General features: G+C 39.4%; 18 protein-coding genes and 1 tRNA gene. 14 read left to right on the top strand and 5 right to left on the bottom strand.

The annotated features are described in order from the left end of the window. Positions 1 to 7: 7 nt before the first annotated feature. From lgt to L0Z67_RS12405, 14 genes are all read left to right on the top strand, one after another. Entirely contained in the window at positions 8 to 811 is an 804-nt protein-coding gene (gene lgt / locus L0Z67_RS12470; RefSeq protein ID WP_062569673.1) for a prolipoprotein diacylglyceryl transferase, read from the top strand. Positions 812 to 824: 13 nt separating this feature from the next. Beyond that, complete coding sequence (locus L0Z67_RS12465; RefSeq protein WP_062569674.1) at positions 825 to 1,676, top strand: thymidylate synthase; 852 nt, start codon at positions 825 to 827, stop codon at positions 1,674 to 1,676. A 24-nt stretch (positions 1,677 to 1,700) separates the two neighbouring features. Then, positions 1,701 to 2,582, top strand: coding sequence for a UTP--glucose-1-phosphate uridylyltransferase GalU (galU, locus tag L0Z67_RS12460; RefSeq protein ID WP_062569675.1), 882 nt, complete (start codon positions 1,701 to 1,703; stop codon positions 2,580 to 2,582). Between the two features lie 436 nt (positions 2,583 to 3,018). Then, positions 3,019 to 3,576, top strand: coding sequence for an SPOR domain-containing protein (locus tag L0Z67_RS12455; protein WP_405128079.1), 558 nt, complete (start codon positions 3,019 to 3,021; stop codon positions 3,574 to 3,576). A gap of 106 nt (positions 3,577 to 3,682) precedes the next feature. Beyond that, the gene (locus L0Z67_RS12450; protein WP_405128078.1) at positions 3,683 to 4,270 is read left to right on the top strand and encodes an SPOR domain-containing protein; all 588 of its coding nucleotides are present in this window, start codon (positions 3,683 to 3,685) and stop codon (positions 4,268 to 4,270) included. A gap of 134 nt (positions 4,271 to 4,404) precedes the next feature. Next, complete coding sequence (locus tag L0Z67_RS12445) at positions 4,405 to 4,995, top strand: DUF4402 domain-containing protein (protein ID WP_405128077.1); 591 nt, start codon at positions 4,405 to 4,407, stop codon at positions 4,993 to 4,995. Between the two features lie 36 nt (positions 4,996 to 5,031). Then, positions 5,032 to 5,490, top strand: coding sequence for a DUF4402 domain-containing protein (locus tag L0Z67_RS12440; protein WP_405128076.1), 459 nt, complete (start codon positions 5,032 to 5,034; stop codon positions 5,488 to 5,490). A gap of 9 nt (positions 5,491 to 5,499) precedes the next feature. Further along, entirely contained in the window at positions 5,500 to 6,327 is an 828-nt protein-coding gene (locus L0Z67_RS12435) for a molecular chaperone (protein WP_405128075.1), read from the top strand. Continuing rightward, complete coding sequence (locus L0Z67_RS12430) at positions 6,328 to 9,321, top strand: hypothetical protein (protein ID WP_405128074.1); 2,994 nt, start codon at positions 6,328 to 6,330, stop codon at positions 9,319 to 9,321. A 16-nt stretch (positions 9,322 to 9,337) separates the two neighbouring features. Next, positions 9,338 to 9,937, top strand: coding sequence for an SPOR domain-containing protein (locus L0Z67_RS12425; RefSeq protein ID WP_405128073.1), 600 nt, complete (start codon positions 9,338 to 9,340; stop codon positions 9,935 to 9,937). 57 nt (positions 9,938 to 9,994) lie between these two features. After that, the gene (locus L0Z67_RS12420; protein ID WP_237114317.1) at positions 9,995 to 10,588 is read left to right on the top strand and encodes a FlgO family outer membrane protein; all 594 of its coding nucleotides are present in this window, start codon (positions 9,995 to 9,997) and stop codon (positions 10,586 to 10,588) included. A gap of 12 nt (positions 10,589 to 10,600) precedes the next feature. Beyond that, complete coding sequence (locus tag L0Z67_RS12415; RefSeq protein ID WP_062569684.1) at positions 10,601 to 11,281, top strand: FlgO family outer membrane protein; 681 nt, start codon at positions 10,601 to 10,603, stop codon at positions 11,279 to 11,281. A gap of 3 nt (positions 11,282 to 11,284) precedes the next feature. Further along, the gene (locus L0Z67_RS12410) at positions 11,285 to 11,926 is read left to right on the top strand and encodes a FlgO family outer membrane protein (protein WP_062569685.1); all 642 of its coding nucleotides are present in this window, start codon (positions 11,285 to 11,287) and stop codon (positions 11,924 to 11,926) included. 64 nt (positions 11,927 to 11,990) lie between these two features. Beyond that, positions 11,991 to 12,065: transfer RNA gene (locus L0Z67_RS12405), tRNA-Arg, on the top strand. 87 nt (positions 12,066 to 12,152) lie between these two features. Here L0Z67_RS12405 and L0Z67_RS12400 read toward each other — a convergent pair. The 5 genes from L0Z67_RS12400 to L0Z67_RS12380 form a co-directional block, all read right to left on the bottom strand. After that, positions 12,153 to 12,662, bottom strand: coding sequence for a DUF6843 domain-containing protein (locus L0Z67_RS12400; protein WP_405128072.1), 510 nt, complete (start codon positions 12,660 to 12,662; stop codon positions 12,153 to 12,155). 52 nt (positions 12,663 to 12,714) lie between these two features. After that, a complete protein-coding gene (locus L0Z67_RS12395; protein ID WP_405128071.1) occupies positions 12,715 to 13,272 on the bottom strand; it encodes a DUF6843 domain-containing protein in 558 nt (185 codons plus the stop codon). Between the two features lie 228 nt (positions 13,273 to 13,500). After that, on the bottom strand, positions 13,501 to 13,629 hold the full coding sequence (locus L0Z67_RS12390) for a hypothetical protein (protein ID WP_265589660.1): 129 nt from the start codon (positions 13,627 to 13,629) through the stop codon (positions 13,501 to 13,503). Between the two features lie 124 nt (positions 13,630 to 13,753). Further along, on the bottom strand, positions 13,754 to 15,187 hold the full coding sequence (gene nhaD, locus L0Z67_RS12385; protein WP_083515328.1) for a sodium:proton antiporter NhaD: 1,434 nt from the start codon (positions 15,185 to 15,187) through the stop codon (positions 13,754 to 13,756). A gap of 228 nt (positions 15,188 to 15,415) precedes the next feature. Continuing rightward, on the bottom strand, positions 15,416 to 16,144 hold the full coding sequence (locus tag L0Z67_RS12380; RefSeq protein WP_062569689.1) for a glutathione peroxidase: 729 nt from the start codon (positions 16,142 to 16,144) through the stop codon (positions 15,416 to 15,418). Positions 16,145 to 16,242 lie beyond the last annotated feature (98 nt).

Genomic DNA, 16,242 nt, shown 5'->3' with positions numbered 1-16,242 from the left:
TATTTTTATGGCTCTTCAATTTCCAGATATTGATCCGGTTATTTTTTCAGTAGGACCCCTCAGCGTGCGTTGGTACGGCTTAATGTACTTAATTGGTTTTGCGTTAGCGATGTGGCTTGCTAACCGTCAAGCTGCAAAACCAAACTCAGGGTGGACTAAAGAACAGGTTAGCGACTTACTTTTTTACGGGATGTTAGGGGTTATTCTTGGTGGCCGAATAGGCTATGTATTGTTTTATCAGTTTAGCTACTTTATTGAAAATCCTCTTTATTTATTCAGAATCGACCAAGGAGGCATGTCTTTTCACGGTGGAACCCTTGGTGTTATCACTGCAATAGCAATATTTGCATGGACGCGTAAAAAGTCACTTTTCGAGGTAGGTGATTTTGTCGTACCACTGGTACCGTTAGGCTTATTAGCAGGGCGCATTGGTAACTTTATAAATGGTGAGCTTTGGGGCCGAGTGACTGACGTACCTTGGGCATTTGTATTCCCAACGGGTGGGCCAGAGCCGCGTCATCCGTCACAACTTTACGAAGCATTTTTAGAAGGCTTGGTGTTATTTTTAATCCTGCAGTGGTTTATTAAAAAGCCACGTCCAGCGGGTAGTGTTGCTGGTGTTTTCTTATTGGGTTACGGCACGTTTAGGTTCATTGTTGAATATTTCCGTGAGCCAGACGCTCACTTAGGTTTATTTGCCGGTGTGATTTCGATGGGTCAAATACTCTCGCTACCAATGGTAATTGGTGGTCTAGGTTTGATAATATGGGCCTATAAAAAGCCGCAGCAACGCGTCCCTAGCAAAGCATAACAAGAGCATAGCAATGAAACAGTATTTAGATTTATGTCAACGCATCGTTGATGAAGGTGTGTGGGTAGAAAATAAGCGCACAGGCACTAAGTGTTTAACCGTAATTAATGCCGACCTTGAATATGATGTGGCAAATAATAAGTTTCCGCTCATCACAACGCGTAAAAGTTTTTATAAAGCGGCTATTGCTGAGCTTTTAGGTTATTTACGCGGTTATGACAGTGCTAAGCAGTTTCGTGACATTGGCTGCATGACATGGAACGCGAATGCGAACGAAAACAAAGCGTGGCTTGATAACCCACATCGTCGTGGCGAAGACGACATGGGGCGTGTTTACGGTGTTCAAGGCCGCAGTTGGCAACGCCCTGATGGTAGCCACCTTGATCAGCTTAAAAAGGTCATCGATAACTTATCAAAAGGCATTGACGACCGTGGTGAAATTATCACTTTTTATAACCCAGGAGAGTTTGAACTTGGTTGCTTACGTCCTTGCATGCATACCCACACCTTTTCTTTGTTAGGTGATACCCTATACTTAACCTCATACCAACGCAGCTGTGATGTGCCGCTTGGATTGAATTTTAATCAAATTCAATGCTTTGTATTGTTAGCTTTGGTTGCGCAAATTACCGGTCATAAAGCTGGTAAGGCGTATCATAAAATTGCCAATGCGCACATCTATGAGAACCAGTTAGAGTTGATGCGTGATGTACAGCTTAAGCGTGAGCCATTTGCATCGCCAGAACTGAAGATTAACCCAAAGATAAAATCGCTGGACGATATAGAAACATGGGTTACTAAAGATGATTTTGAAGTCGTTGGCTATCAATGCCATGATGCGATTAAATATCCGTTTTCAGTTTAAGAATAATAAATTTAAGGAGAAATCATGAAAGCAGTGATCCCAGTTGCTGGACTTGGTACGCGCATGTTACCGGCAACAAAAGCCATACCGAAAGAAATGTTGCCTATTGTTGATCGTCCTTTGATTCAATACGTTGTAAATGAAGCGATTTCAGCAGGGATTACAGAAATTGTTCTTGTTACGCATTCGAGTAAAAACTCGATCGAGAACCATTTTGACACTAGCTTTGAATTAGAGGCAACCCTTGAAAAACGTGTAAAACGTCAGCTACTTGCTGAGGTACAGTCTATTTGCCCAAAAGGCGTTACGATTATCCAAGTACGTCAAGGGGAAGCAAAGGGGTTGGGACACGCAATTAACTGTGCTGCACCGATTATTGGTGACGAGCCATTTGTTGTTATATTACCTGATGTCATTATTGACGATGTGGCGAGCGACCTTAAAAAAGATAACTTAGCTGAAATGATCGCCCGCTTTGAAAATACCGGTGAAAGCCAAATAATGGTTGAGCCAGTACCGCATAATGAAGTTGATAAATTTGGTGTTGTTGACTTAGGTGATGCCAAAATTAAGCAAGGTGAAAGTGCTGCAATTTTAAATATGGTTGAAAAGCCGCCTGTCGATCAAGCACCATCAAATTTAGCTGTGGTTGGTCGTTATGTGTTAAGCAAGAATATTTGGCCATTGCTTGCTAAAACGCCAGCAGGGGCAGGCGATGAAATCCAGCTAACGGATGCCATTGCTATGCTTATGGAAAAAGAAACCGTGGATGCGTATTCAATGAAAGGCAAAAGCCATGATTGCGGCAGCAAAATTGGTTATTTGAAAGCGATTGTTGAATTTGCCTTACGCCGTGATGAATTTAAAGGCGAGTTGACTGAGTTTATAAAGTCGCTAGCTAAATAACTGTTTAGTATAAGTAATCAAAGTTAATAAAAAGTGCCTATATGGCACTTTTTTATTATTTACATAACAGATGTAATTGTTGATTATTACTCAATTGAGGACTTTTCTGATATATCTTTATCTTAACGTGTTGTTAATATGAAAGTTAAGTAAAGCACTTACCAAGCAGCAAAGGGTGGCTAAATTAAGCTATACTTTGTAAAAATACCTTTAACGAAATTAATTTTTATTGCTTTAGGTCATCTAATATGAAAACTTAAGCAATAAGTTTTTGTTATGGCTAATAAAGTACAGTACTAAAAATATAACAAAAAATAGTACGCGAGATTCTTTAAATTAAGTTTAACTTTTAGTGCACTTAAAGGTGAAAAACACATGCGCGCAGTCAGCCCTGTGAACAAGCAAATTGACAATGGTATATTTTAGAATCATGTTTATGAAACATTGCATAAAGCCTTTGCAACATAGTGTGTGTTTGTTGGCATTACTATTTGTGTCTGGTTGCAGCAGTGATTCTTTAGTATCTCTTCAAAATAATAAATCAGCCGCATTGGGTGCCTCTATCAAGGTGGTTACTTTTGTGGGTGAGCAATTTGATTCGCCTTTTTTTCTAAACGCAAATATGCACACCAGCGGTTCAGCTCCGATTGATCCCCCAACACATTTATCAGCAGTTAAGACGAGGGATGTTCAGAGCTCAGAATCAATCAGCGCCCAGCATAACTACTTATTTGCTCTTCAACTCGCGTCAGTTAATAGCGAAAAAAGCTTAGCGATTGCACTTAGAAAAATGCAAAGACTTGCCCCCCATATTTTTCAGGGCTCCCCAATTTTGAATATGGAAGTTGCAGATATAGATCAGCACACCTACTACCGTTTGAAATTTGGCGGTTATAAATATTTGAAGAACGCGAAAGCTGACTGTGAAGCTATTAAGCGCCAAGGGATTGATTGCTGGGTAAGTAGCTATACAGATAACCGAGTGATCTTTTAGTTTTTATTCAAAGAATGGTTTTCTATCTGAAATTCGACAGGTATAAGTGCTATAATGGCACTTTTTTTGCTTGGAAGTAGAGTCGTTTTTTAGGGTGAGCTTTTTAATGAGTCGGTTTATTGTCTTTACACTTTTTATTTTACTACAAGCGTGTAGTTTCTCAGATTCAAACTCTTATGAAGAGTCAGATATTAATCGTGAGGAGCTTCAACAGCTTTTAGTTGAGTGGGATACTAAAAAAGAACAAATAGATCATTTAAATACCATTGAAGCTGATTTGTTGATGCTGATACAAGCACTTGCTGTACAAGTTGACGTTGATAAACTGCCTAAAAAGCTACAAAGCGATCCTAAAGTTGTTAGCTATGGTAGCACAGAGCAGGTATCAACAACGGTAAATCAAAATTTGAATGAAGTCACAAACACAGCATCACCTACTCATGGTGTGAAAATTGGCAGTTACTTAGTTGAGCGGGGAGTGAGAGCCCAATTAGGCCAACTTAAAAATCGTTATCCTAATCTGTATAATATGCTTAATTATAAAATGAGTACGCAATCATCAACTTCTAAAACACTTTATAGCCTTGTCGCTGGGCCACTACAAACAGAGCAAGAAGCGAACAAACTCTGCCAAGTTTTTGAACTTATTTATAGCCATTGTGAGACCACAGAATTTAAGGGCGTTGATTTGTAATTTATCGTTTTACTCTTTTTGATTTAAAACAATAAAAAAAGTACATTTTTTCCTAATAAAATAATGCATTTTGCCGATACTTAATTTAACCTGAATAAAAGGTTGAAACTTTTTATCATATCTTAGGAATGCATATGAAAAACTCAATAAAGATAGCAGCACTCATGACCTCATCAGCACTTTTAACGTTTAACGTTGCTGCTGAGCAAACTACTTTTCAAGCCGCTGTAACGGTACAAAACGCATTTACATTGCAAGCTGATAGTGGCTTAGATTTTGGTACGATTCGCGCTACAGCTGATGCAACGGGCGCACAAACGGCAACGTTAGTGCTACCAGCTAATCCAGCAACATCAGCAACGACAGCGAGTACTGATCCGACAGCAGCCGAAATTGCTATTTTAAATCCCGGCGCACCAGCGTTATTCAGTGTTTCAGGTGTATCACCTTTTGCAACCTTAAACATTACCAACCCAACTGAGACAGACATATCACCTGATTCAGCACCATCAGGTACTGCAAAATTTGTACTTGGCTCATTTACTTACTATGTTTTAACAGGCGCGAACCCTAACTCTGCTGCCACAACATCAATTCAAGTAGATGCCAATGGTGAAGCCACTTTTAATCTGGGTGCAACATTATCAACAGATAATGCAGTCTCCACAGCTGATTATATTGATGGTACTTATAGCGGTACATTTACACTGCAATTAGATTACTAACATAGAGCGCCTGCTAAGTATTAGCAGGCATAACTTATGCGTACGCATTTTTGTCTATTAAGTGCTCTTTTATTGAGCGCAGGCTCTGTTGCACAACAAACAATAACTGAGCTTGAACCACTTAGCTTTGGTCTACTGGCTATTACAGACAACTCAAGTGTTAGCTCTGTCACTGTTTTGCCAAGCAATACTAGCGCGAGCAGCAACAGTATTTATGTTGTTAAACAAGGGCGCGCTGCCGAGTTATTGTTTGAAGGCTATGGAGCAAGAATACAAGTTACCATTAGTGATAATGTGAATAACCAACCACTTAGTAATTTACACAATAACCAACGCTTTTATCTCAATCGATTGATTTATAACCCTACCTTGGTCACTGACTCATACGGCAGTGCTGTATTAAAGGTGGGTGGGCAGATAAGCACAAGTGGTGATGGTAGCACCTATAATGATGGTTATTATGATGCAACCGTCTCATTAACCGTAGACTTTTAATGGAATTTTATGAAGTACAGATACTTTCTATACTGCTTTATTGTTTTACTAACCTTTCATAGTGTTGCTGTATATGCAAACTTATTGATCTCGCCAACACGTATTGCATTTGATGACAGGCAACGAGTCGCTAAAGTTATTGTGGTAAATAACTCTAATGAGAGCAAAACTTACCGCCTTGAATGGCAAGAGAAAGTAGCGAAGCCGCAAGGTGGCTATATAACGCTGACCGACGATCAGGTTAACCCTAATTCACTGGCCAGTATGATGCGTTTGAGTCCTTCTCAAGTGAGGTTAGCGCCGGGAGAAAGGCAGGTTGTGAAAATAGCTCTTCGCAGAGCTAAAGGTCTGGCAGATAAAGAATATCGTTCTCACTTGGTCTTTAAAGCGCTACCCAATGAACATAAAAGTAATAGTAAAAGCTTTGGTATTCGTTTAGACATGGTTTTAAGTTATTCAATTCCTGTGATCTTAAGACAGGGAACTGCGCTACCTGAGGTTGATATTGCTTCAGTAAAATACTTAACAAATGATGCAAAACCATCACTTGGCATTAGCCTTAATCACTCTGGCGATTATAGTTCATTCGGAAAAGTGGAGGTTTTTCAAACTCTATCTGGAAGTAAAGAAGAGCAAAAAATTGCCATGGTAAATGACTTCAGCATTTATCCTGAGCTTGATAACGTTACTTTAACTTTGCCCTTATTTGATAATATGAAGCTACAAGAAAATAGTCAAATACGCATTACTTACTCGGGGTTAAAAGAGTATCAAGGGCAAGTTTTTTCGACTAAAACGACGACCTTCACGTCTCAGCATTTTAATTCTTTGCAGTAAATGAAACGTCTCTTATTTTGTCTTTTAATGTTTGCCACTGGCGCTCCCGTCGCAGCTGAAAAAAATTATCAGGCTGTATTTGCTTCATTAAAGAAAATGCAGCAGCAGTTACAGCAGTTAAAAGCTTCTGAAAGAGAAAGCGCTGATTCTCAGGCAACAGCAGCAGATTTCAATAAAAAAATGAATGGGGAAGGGATCCCTGTTGGGGAGTTGTTGTTTTTTTCAGCTTACTTAAAGCATAGCTACTTAGGAGAAGTGTTAGCTGTTAAAAGTCAGCAAGGAATATGGGTCGACTTGCTGAGTTTCTCTGAAACCGTAGAGTTTGTAATTGATGTAAATGGAAATACCGGTATTGCTAAGGGCTGGTTTATTAATCCAGAAAATACCTTTGTGCTTGATACAACAAAAATGACCATAACCGTTAAAGGTCGGACATTTTCAATAGCTCAAGAACAGTTACACGTTGATCAGCAAGATATTTTTGTTGCTTCAACATTACTTGAGCAAGTGTTTGATTTAACAATGGCTGTAGACTACTCAACACTTGAACTTTACATAAACTCTGACGCACGATTACCCATAGAAGCACGCTTAGCCCGGCAGAAAAGAGAGCTAAGCCAAACAGCACGTTACTCTGAGCCAACACTACCGTGGAAAGAAAGCCCATATCAAGCTGTGTCCTCTCCTATGGCAGATATCCAAATTAGCATGACAGCAGATGATCAACAAAGCTCTGCGGGATACTCTATTCTTGGTGCTAATGATCTTGCTTACTTAAATGCTGAATACTACTTTGCGGGTCGTGATGGTGACTTACTTACTGATTCAAGACTCACATTTAGCCGTGAAGACTTAAATTCAGAGCTACTTGGCCCTTTAGCTGCAAATAGAATTGAGTTTGGTGATGTACTGGCAACGCAAATAGGGAACCGTTTTAATAGCAATTATGCTCGCGGTGCAAAAGTAACTAACAAACCGCTATTTAAGCCCGTTAATACTAATCAGGTTAACATCATTGGCAATATCCAACCCGGCTGGGATGTAGAGCTGTATCAAAATGGTGTTTTAATTAATCAGCTACTTAGTCTTAATGACGGTAGGTATATATTTGAAAATGTAGACTTACTGTATGGAGCCAATAACTTTGAGCTTATTTTTTATGGACCGCAAGGTCAAGTGGAGCGAAAGACTGAACAATACTTGATTGATGGCACTAGCTTGTCTGCGGGAGAGTCGTTTTATGAATTCTCAATCACAGAGCAAGGGCACCAGCTATTTAACCAATCGAATTATTATGTTGAAAACCCAGGCTGGCTGTTTTCTGGTCGTTACGATACAGCATTAACAGATAATATCTCAGTGTATGGCGGTATAGCGGGTTTAAAAAGTGAGTATAAAGATGACACTCAAAACCTAGCTATCGGTAGTAATGTGAGCCTTTTTGACCGCCTGTTAATTAACCTAGATTACGAGCAGAACAATGAAGATGAAAGCGAGCTTGAGTTTACCGCAAGAGGGCAAATTGCCGAGCAAGCGTTAAGGTTTCGTGCATCAGAACGAGAGCGTTTAATTAATCGTCAAAGCAGCCAGCAAAGAATGAGTTCATCAAGCAATTATGAATTTAATATCTCTGGAGAGGTCTTTCAAAATCAATACGGTCGACTTAACTATCAAAACAACGCTTATTACACTGATATTGATAGCCGATATGACAGCCTAAAGCTCGAGAATATCATGAACTATGCTTACTCAGGCTTTTCCTTTAATCACCGCTTGAGTTGGCAAAAAGACAGCAGGCTCGATGACTCTACCTTGTTGGGTAACGTTCGACTCCAAGGGCGATTTGGCCAAGTTTTTAGCCGCTTTAGTCTGGATTACAGTATGAGTCCTCAGCACTCTATTCAGTCATATGAGGCCCAATTTAATCGTAGCTTAACATCACAGTTGCAAGGTGAATTGACACTTCGTAACTCGCTTATTGATGATGTAAAGTCAGCGGAGATTGGACTTAATTGGCAATCTGATAGATTTAGCCTAAATAGTAATCTTAACTACGACAGTGAAGATCGTTGGCGAGTAGGGTTATTTAGCCGCTTTAGTCTAGGTTATGCTAGCCAAGGCACTGGTATATTTTCTAGCAAACGAAGTTTAGCACGCTCAGGTACTCTGATGGCTCACGTTTACTTAGATGCCAATAATAATGGAATCAAGGATGAAAGTGAGCATGGTATTGCAGGTGTTAAAGTCAAAGGTGTGCAAAATTATCGTCAAGCAGTCACTGATGAAAACGGCATTGCATTGCTAACCAGTATGCCTGCGAATAGAACGACCGATATTGTTATTGATCCTGATAGTTTTCCAGACCCATTTTTGATCGCTGCTAATGATGGTTTCTCTGTTACTCCCAGAGCTGGATTTATAGAATATATTGATATAGCGCTCAACAACAGCAGTGAAGTTGAAGGGGTTGTGTATGTTGCGCAAGATGAAAATATGAAAGTGCAACCGTTTGCGAACATCTCACTCATTGATAAAACAGGGAAAAAGGTGTCGCAAACCCAAGCTGCGTATGATGGCTATTACTTGTTTACAGACCTTCGCCCAGGCGAATATAAAGCAGTGATAGATGATGAATATAAAGACAAAAAATCATTAAAAGATAACCAACATGTGACCCTTAACTTATCAGCTGGTGGCGAAGTTGTTGTTGGCGCTGATCTGGTATTAAAGCCTAAACAAGTAAAAGATGGTTACATTGCTAAGTTAGGGCAGTTTTCATCACTCGCTATCTTAAAAACATATCTTTATCTTGTGAAAAAACCATTATCAGAACTTGCTGTTTTAGATCCTTTTTATATCAAAAAAAGTGATAAAGAGTTTGTTCTCTCAGCCGCGTTTTCTGAAACTCAAAGCGATGAACTTACACAAGTTTGCAGCGTATTAAAGAGCTATAAGCTTAACTGTGATGTTGAGCCATATACGGTTAGTTATTAATTTAGGGAAAATTATAATGTTAAAGCGTCATTTTAGTGTTGTTTTACTTTGTTTACTGGCATCTGCGTGTCAATCAACAAATAGCGAACACTCTTCCACACCGCAAAATAGTGTGCAAATTACTCAACAAGAACTCGATAGCTTAAAAGAAAGTGCAGCGCAGTGGCAACAAGCTAAACCTAGCATTGATCGCCTTATCGCAATTGAAAATGATCTAAATCTACTAATTACCCAACTAAATGATCTTGCCAAGTCGCAAACAGAAAACCAAGCTAAAAGCTCACCCGTTAGTGAACAAGTTGTTGAACCTGTTGATGTTAAGAGTAATGCTTATACCGAGCAGCCATTATTTGCATTACAAGTTGCCTCTGTCACAGAAACAGCGCGATTAACGCGAAGTTTAGAAGAGTTAAAAAGTAAAGCCCCAAGTATGTTTACAGGTCAATTTGCGGTTAACGTTGAGGCTGTTGAAGTTAACAATGTGGTTTATCACCGATTGAAAATAGGCGCTTATAAAGAGAAGCAAATGGCTGAAAAGGATTGCCAGTTATTAAAGCAAAAAGAAGTCAATTGCCTTGTTACTCAATACACCAATAAACCCTTTTCAGGCATGTAAATATTATTAGGCATAATCCTTGCTTGTACATTGCTATGTTCATAGAGGGTGGCAATTATGCGACTTTTACATTGTTTTATATTTTTTATACTGACTGGTTGTAGTCTCACAGAAGAGGCAAAACCAGTTGTATCAACCGATGCGCCTACAGCTCGCATGGCAGCATACACTGTTAATCAATATGTTGCAGATTTAAGCAGTCAATTAAGCCGCATTCAAGGCTCTTACAAAGGCAATGCTCGTATTGCTGTAACCAGTTTTTATATGGCTGATGGCTTAGGTAGTAGCTTGGCAAGTAATCAAGGCAATGGCTTGAGCCAACAAATCCAAGAGAGTTTAATGACTCAGTTCACACAACTGGGTTTTCATACCATTGAATACCGTTTAGAAAACACTTTAAATTTACAGCCTACGGCCGATAGTATATTAAGTCGTGATGTGAGTAAGTTACGTCAACGTCAGAATATTGACTTTGTCATCACAGGCACATTAACACGGCAACAACATGCCTACATAGTTAATGCGCGCCTAGTTAATACAAAAGATCAGCGAATAGTGTCGGCTGCTAGTACTGAAATTCCTATTAATGTTATGTGGGGAAATGAGAAAGTGCAGCAGCGTGATGGTCAGCTATACCGTAGTGAATATTAAGAGGAATTATCAATGAAACGTTTATTTTTAAGTTTATGCCTTCCTTTAGGCTTTGGTTGTTCTTCGATGCTGACAGCGGATAACGAAAAAACATACAGTGATGAGCCTCAGCTTGTTAGCGCACAGCGTGAAGTTGCTGCGCCGCAAACAAGCACAAGCGTATTTCAAAGCAACCAAGTGGTAATGAACGACAGTACATTTACTGCTGCGCCAACACGAAAGAACATTAATCACTATGTTCGAGGCATCATGCAGGATATGGTTGAAAACCTGCAATACGTTAACGATAAAACACCACTCGCGGTGTCTAGCTTTATATACCTAGACGCTGATTACAATGCAGGTTCATTACTTGGTAATCAAATTGCCGAAAGCTTTATGCACGAATTACATACCTTTGGCGTGCCAGTTATCGACTTTAAAACAACAGATTATATGCGTGTTACACCCACTGGTGATTTCGTGTTTAGTCGAGACTATTTAGAATTAAGCCAGCAGCAAAACTTTAATTATGTACTGGCAGGCACTTTAGTCAATCACCAAGGTGGTGTGCTTGTGAATGCGCGTATTGTTGGCATTACCAGTAAAGCGGTCGTTGGCTCTGCTCAAGGGTTTATTCCACAGTCGGTTGTGGATGCACTCGACAGTACTAACCGTAGTGACGGTATTATGCTAAAGCAGGCAAGTGAGTAAATTATGAAACGTTTTCTTTCAATCGCTTTATGCTTAGCCCTAACAGGTTGTGAAATGCTTGCACAGCAGCCACAGCCAGAGCCAAAAGCGAATACTTCAACAACGCAAATAGATTATGCTGCTTTATTGCAAGAGCAACAAAATCAAGCGCAGCAAGTCAATACGAACGATAGACTATTCGTGCCGTATCAACATCATAAAACACTGGTTAACTATGTTGAGCAAATGGCGTTAGAGTTAGTTGATACAATGCAACAAGAGGCCGAGCTTGGTATCGCAATTACCACATTCGTTGAATTAGATGCCAGCCTTGATACAAGCTCTCAGCTTGGTAACCAGATTGCAGAATCAATGATGTATCAGTTACAAAAGTTCGGCTTTGGTGTGGTTGATTTCAAAGCGATGGATGTGATTAAAGTGACTCCTCGTGGCGATTTTGTCATGACACGTAAAGTGGAAGAGCTAGCAGAGCGTCAAATTGCCAGCCATGTACTGTCGGGCACCTTGATCTACCGTAACACCGGCGTAGAAGTGAATGCCAGAGTGATAAACTTAAATTCAAAACAAGTCACTGCAAGCGCACAAAAGGTCATCCCTTATTTTGTGCTACAAAATGAATCAATTCAAACCGCCAGTATCAAATAAAATTAGCCAAAACTAAAGGCTTGATTATAAAAGGGTTAGCCCGTTATAATTTTCTTAGCTAAGTGGCCTCTTAGTTAAATGGATATAACGGCCCCCTCCTAAGGGGCAGTTACAGGTTCGATTCCTGTAGGGGCTACCAATAAAATCAATGATTACATTCCTGTAGCCTTTCTTGGCAGACTATTAGAGTAAAATTAAAGCTTAGAAAAAATGGCAATAAATAAGCCTAACACATACCTTCGAATAGTTTTTTATCAATACTTTTAAGCTTGATTGCTTCATATATAGTTAAAAGTATATCTTCATTAATTCGCTCTTCTTTTACACCAACAATAAAGTTTTGGTTCAATATCTTACACCCGTAAACAGGGCCAGAGTAACCTAAACCTGCAAAGTACACAGCTCTTTTGTTGTCAGGGGTACTTTCTGATACTTCACTAATTGGTTTTCTATCGCCATTGGTACTCACAGAAAAAAACTGAATTTTATCACTTTCTATCCAGCCTGCATTCGCATCCATCTGTGTCACAAGTACACCTGATGGAGGAATATCGTATACCCGAGAATTACCTTCGTATTGTGGCGGCTTACCATTAGGGGCATTAAATATAACGTGTAATCTTCCAGAAAACCCATCAGGTATAAGAATAATTTCAGGCTCACTTTCTTTTACTTCTGTACAGGCTGACAGTAACGCAACTATTAAACCTATAAGCAATATTTTTAGATACTTCATAGAGTTACCTTTTGAAATTGTAGAGCTCCACAGAAATTATAATGAGCAAGCCTTAACACATGCCTTCAAATAGTTTTTTATCAATATTTTTTACTTTGATCGCTTCAAAAATCGTGAGTAATTTTTTGGTATTTCTTTGCTCAGCATCTGTACCAACCGTAAAGTTTTTATTTATGACTGTACAGCCGTATATTGGACCTGAATGCCCTAAGCCACCGACATAAACGGTTCGTTCAGTTTTTGGTGTATTTTCTGACGATTCATATATAGGAGTTCGCTTACCGGACTTACTCACAGAGAAGTATTTAATTTCACTGCTTTCACTCCAACCTTCATTGGCATCCATTTGTGTTACAAGCACACCTGATGGGGGAATATGATACACCCTTGAATTACCCTCGTATTTGGGAGGTTCACCATTTGGTGCGTTGAATACAATGTATAAAGATCCTATGTATCCTTCTGGTATAAGGTAAATTGTGGGCTCACTTTTTTGTACTTCTGTACAGGAAGATAAAAACGTGATCATGAACCCGATTATTAGGGTTTTAAAAAAGAGAGCACAAAAGGGGACTTTATTGATTTCATACTCTACTAATTGGAGAGTCATGCGATAATTCCATTTATCAATAAGTTAAAATCCGTTTCGATTAGAGTAACACCGAGCTTGGTTAAAAACAAACCAAAAAAACCGTGTAGCATCTCGGTAAAGAATGATCAAACTGAATGTAGGCAACTCGCTTAGTTTGTCGTTATGTTTAGTGAGAAACCTGATGGTGGTATGGCTTTAAACTATTCAAGCAGTATCAACAGCTTGAATAGCTTTAAAGTAACCGGCTTAGTTTGTTACTCTTTCTAATGCACCAGTACGCCTTGGTTCAATGATGATTTTGATATGAACATTGGGTTTGAACAAGGTATCAAACGCCCCTTGTACGCCGTCGATACCCACTTTTCCTGTGCGCATTTTTTTAACGACAAAAACATGACAAATTACGACATGGTAATCTATAGGCGGATAAACCTATAAGCGCGGGCTACTATTCGTTTTTAAGACAAGCCCTAGGCATGTAGCTTAGGGCTTGGTTAACTTAGTTAAAGTAAGACGTGTTTAAATATAAATGGGTGAAAACCCCTGCAAAGTAGCCAAGTAATATCACCGGAGACCATTTTAAATGACTGTTAAAGGTGTAAATACCTCTTGCTTGGCCCATTAATGCAACACCCGCAGCAGAGCCAATAGACAATAAACTACCGCCAATGCCTGCAGTGAGGGTAATTAAAAGCCATTGCCCATGAGACATGTCTGGCATCATTTGCAACACAGCAAACATGACAGGAATATTATCAACAACAGCAGACATTAACCCTAAGATGATATTTGCTCCTGTTGCTGACCAGTTTGTGTAAAGTAGGTCAGACAAGAGCGCTAAATAACCTATAAAGCCTAAACCACCTACACAGATAACGATGCCATAGAAGAATAATAAGGTATCCCACTCGGCACGAGATACGCGACTAAATACATCAAAAGGAACAACATTACCTAAGCGACTGAGGCGTTCTTTGTCGCCTTCTCGTTCAGCCATGGCACGCTTTCTGGCAAGAGAGCCAGGTAGAGTAACACGAAGAAAATAACCAAAAAATTGTAAGTAACCAAGGCCCATCATCATACCTACAACAGGCGGCAAGCCAAAGGCTGTTTTTAGGACGACAGCAGTTAAAATAGTTAGTAAAAATAAGCATAAAATGCGGATAGCACCGCGCTTAAGTTCAACCTCATCATCCACTGTTTTAGGGTGTTTATTATTAATGAAGAAAGACATGACAAACGCGGGAATAATATAGCTAACTAATGCCGGTAAAAATAATACAAAAAATCCGGTGAACTCTATAACATCAGCCTGCCAAACCATCAAGGTGGTAATATCGCCAAAGGGACTAAACGCACCGCCAGCATTAGCAGCAATCACGATATTAATACACGACATAGCAATAAAGCGATTATCATCGGCGGCTACCTTCATAACCACGGCACATAAAAGCAAAGCGGTTGTTAAGTTATCTGCCACAGGAGAGATACAAAAGGCCATTACGCCACTTATCCAAAATAGTTGTTTATAGCTAAAACCTCGTACTACCAGCCAACTACGTAGGCTATCGAATAATCTTCGCTCTTCAAGTGCATTGATATAAGTCATCGCGACTAATAAAAATAGCATTAACTCAGAGAATTCGAGTAAAGCATGACGAAATGCATCGGTACTTAACTCAGACATATTTTGCGCGCTGTACTGCCACGCAATCAGTGTCCAAATAATCCCTGCCGCGACAAGCACGGGTTTTGATTTACGTAAATGGATTTTTTCTTCAAGAATAACTAATACATAGGCAAAGATAAAAATAACGACACAGATGATGCCGACAGGGTGGGTAAGTAGGTCAATGGCACCGACTGATTCAGCTTGTGCATAGCCGCTAAACCCCACTAAGGAAAGTAGAAATCCTAGCATTAGTTTATTCATTTATATGTTCCATTTAGTTCATTTTTAATTTCATCACAAAGACTGTGAATGTAGCTGGCGGCTATTTTAGATTTATTCTGGAATTTATGTAATAAACAAGTAATAAAAATGTAGGTATATTGAATATAAATGGGAGTAATGTTGAATATGCTTGGTGCTAAAGACGTTTCAAGGTAGTTTGTGGAGCACTAAGAGAGCCATATACTAGCCCTCTTAGTGTTAGTTTGTTTATGCGAAGTGTTTCTCTAAATCATCCGAGCCACCAATGTGCTCTCCACCAATAAATACTTGTGGTACCGTTTCGCGGCCAGACATTGCTTTTAAGCTGGTAAGCGATGCGTCTCTTCCTAAAATAATTTCTTCATACACATAACCTTTACTTTCTAACAATGCTTTTGCCTTTGTGCAATATGGGCAGTTAGGCTTGGTAAAAAGGCTAACAGGTTTTGGTTTTACTTGCGCTGGGTTAATGTACTCAAGCATGGTATCAGCATCAGAGACTTCAAATGGGTCACCTGGCTTTTGTGGCTCAATAAACATTTTTTCGATAACGCCGTCTTTTACTAACATAGAATACCGCCAGCTACGTTTGCCAAAGCCTAAGTCATTTTTATCGACTAGCATGCCCATGCCATCGGTGAATTCGCCGTTACCATCGGGTAGTAGCGTGATATTTTGCGCTTCTTGATTTTGTGCCCATGCGTTCATAACAAAAGTATCGTTAACCGAAATACAAACAATGTCATCGACACCATTTTGCTTAAATACCGGCGCAAGTTCGTTATAGCGTGGTAGGTGTGTTGATGAACAAGTTGGTGTAAATGCGCCAGGTAATGCAAACAGTACAACAGTTTTACCTTTGAAAATATCATCACTGGTTAGTGATTGCCATTGCTCATCAATGCGTGTTGCGAATGTAACGTTAGGGACTTTTTGACCTTCAATATTGTTTAACATAGTTTAATTCCTCTTGATTAGTTGAGTGTTATTATGGGGTTATATAGATAATAGTTCCAATCGTTTGTTTTTATTACTATGATAGTTAAAAGCTATTG

This window comes from Pseudoalteromonas sp. PB2-1, assembly GCF_045040605.1.
GTDB lineage: Bacteria > Pseudomonadota > Gammaproteobacteria > Enterobacterales > Alteromonadaceae > Pseudoalteromonas > Pseudoalteromonas arabiensis.
Note: the sequence above shows the minus strand (reverse complement) of the source record. Positions and strands in the feature narration are given on the sequence as shown.

What these genes read in the sequence shown, in the direction of transcription:
- L0Z67_RS12380 (WP_062569689.1), bottom strand. Translation starts at nt 16,144, where the DNA reads ATGTTAAACAATATTGAAGGTCAAAAAGTCCCTAACGTTACATTCGCA.
- L0Z67_RS12440 (WP_405128076.1), top strand. Translation starts at nt 5,032, where the DNA reads ATGCGTACGCATTTTTGTCTATTAAGTGCTCTTTTATTGAGCGCAGGC.
- L0Z67_RS12395 (WP_405128071.1), bottom strand. Translation starts at nt 13,272, where the DNA reads ATGACTCTCCAATTAGTAGAGTATGAAATCAATAAAGTCCCCTTTTGT.
- L0Z67_RS12455 (WP_405128079.1), top strand. Translation starts at nt 3,019, where the DNA reads ATGAAACATTGCATAAAGCCTTTGCAACATAGTGTGTGTTTGTTGGCA.
- lgt (WP_062569673.1), top strand. Translation starts at nt 8, where the DNA reads ATGGCTCTTCAATTTCCAGATATTGATCCGGTTATTTTTTCAGTAGGA.
- L0Z67_RS12420 (WP_237114317.1), top strand. Translation starts at nt 9,995, where the DNA reads ATGCGACTTTTACATTGTTTTATATTTTTTATACTGACTGGTTGTAGT.
- nhaD (WP_083515328.1), bottom strand. Translation starts at nt 15,187, where the DNA reads ATGAATAAACTAATGCTAGGATTTCTACTTTCCTTAGTGGGGTTTAGC.
- L0Z67_RS12430 (WP_405128074.1), top strand. Translation starts at nt 6,328, where the DNA reads ATGAAACGTCTCTTATTTTGTCTTTTAATGTTTGCCACTGGCGCTCCC.
- L0Z67_RS12425 (WP_405128073.1), top strand. Translation starts at nt 9,338, where the DNA reads ATGTTAAAGCGTCATTTTAGTGTTGTTTTACTTTGTTTACTGGCATCT.
- L0Z67_RS12450 (WP_405128078.1), top strand. Translation starts at nt 3,683, where the DNA reads ATGAGTCGGTTTATTGTCTTTACACTTTTTATTTTACTACAAGCGTGT.
- L0Z67_RS12410 (WP_062569685.1), top strand. Translation starts at nt 11,285, where the DNA reads ATGAAACGTTTTCTTTCAATCGCTTTATGCTTAGCCCTAACAGGTTGT.
- L0Z67_RS12390 (WP_265589660.1), bottom strand. Translation starts at nt 13,629, where the DNA reads ATGCGCACAGGAAAAGTGGGTATCGACGGCGTACAAGGGGCGTTTGAT.
- L0Z67_RS12445 (WP_405128077.1), top strand. Translation starts at nt 4,405, where the DNA reads ATGAAAAACTCAATAAAGATAGCAGCACTCATGACCTCATCAGCACTT.
- galU (WP_062569675.1), top strand. Translation starts at nt 1,701, where the DNA reads ATGAAAGCAGTGATCCCAGTTGCTGGACTTGGTACGCGCATGTTACCG.
- L0Z67_RS12465 (WP_062569674.1), top strand. Translation starts at nt 825, where the DNA reads ATGAAACAGTATTTAGATTTATGTCAACGCATCGTTGATGAAGGTGTG.
- L0Z67_RS12400 (WP_405128072.1), bottom strand. Translation starts at nt 12,662, where the DNA reads ATGAAGTATCTAAAAATATTGCTTATAGGTTTAATAGTTGCGTTACTG.
- L0Z67_RS12415 (WP_062569684.1), top strand. Translation starts at nt 10,601, where the DNA reads ATGAAACGTTTATTTTTAAGTTTATGCCTTCCTTTAGGCTTTGGTTGT.
- L0Z67_RS12435 (WP_405128075.1), top strand. Translation starts at nt 5,500, where the DNA reads ATGAAGTACAGATACTTTCTATACTGCTTTATTGTTTTACTAACCTTT.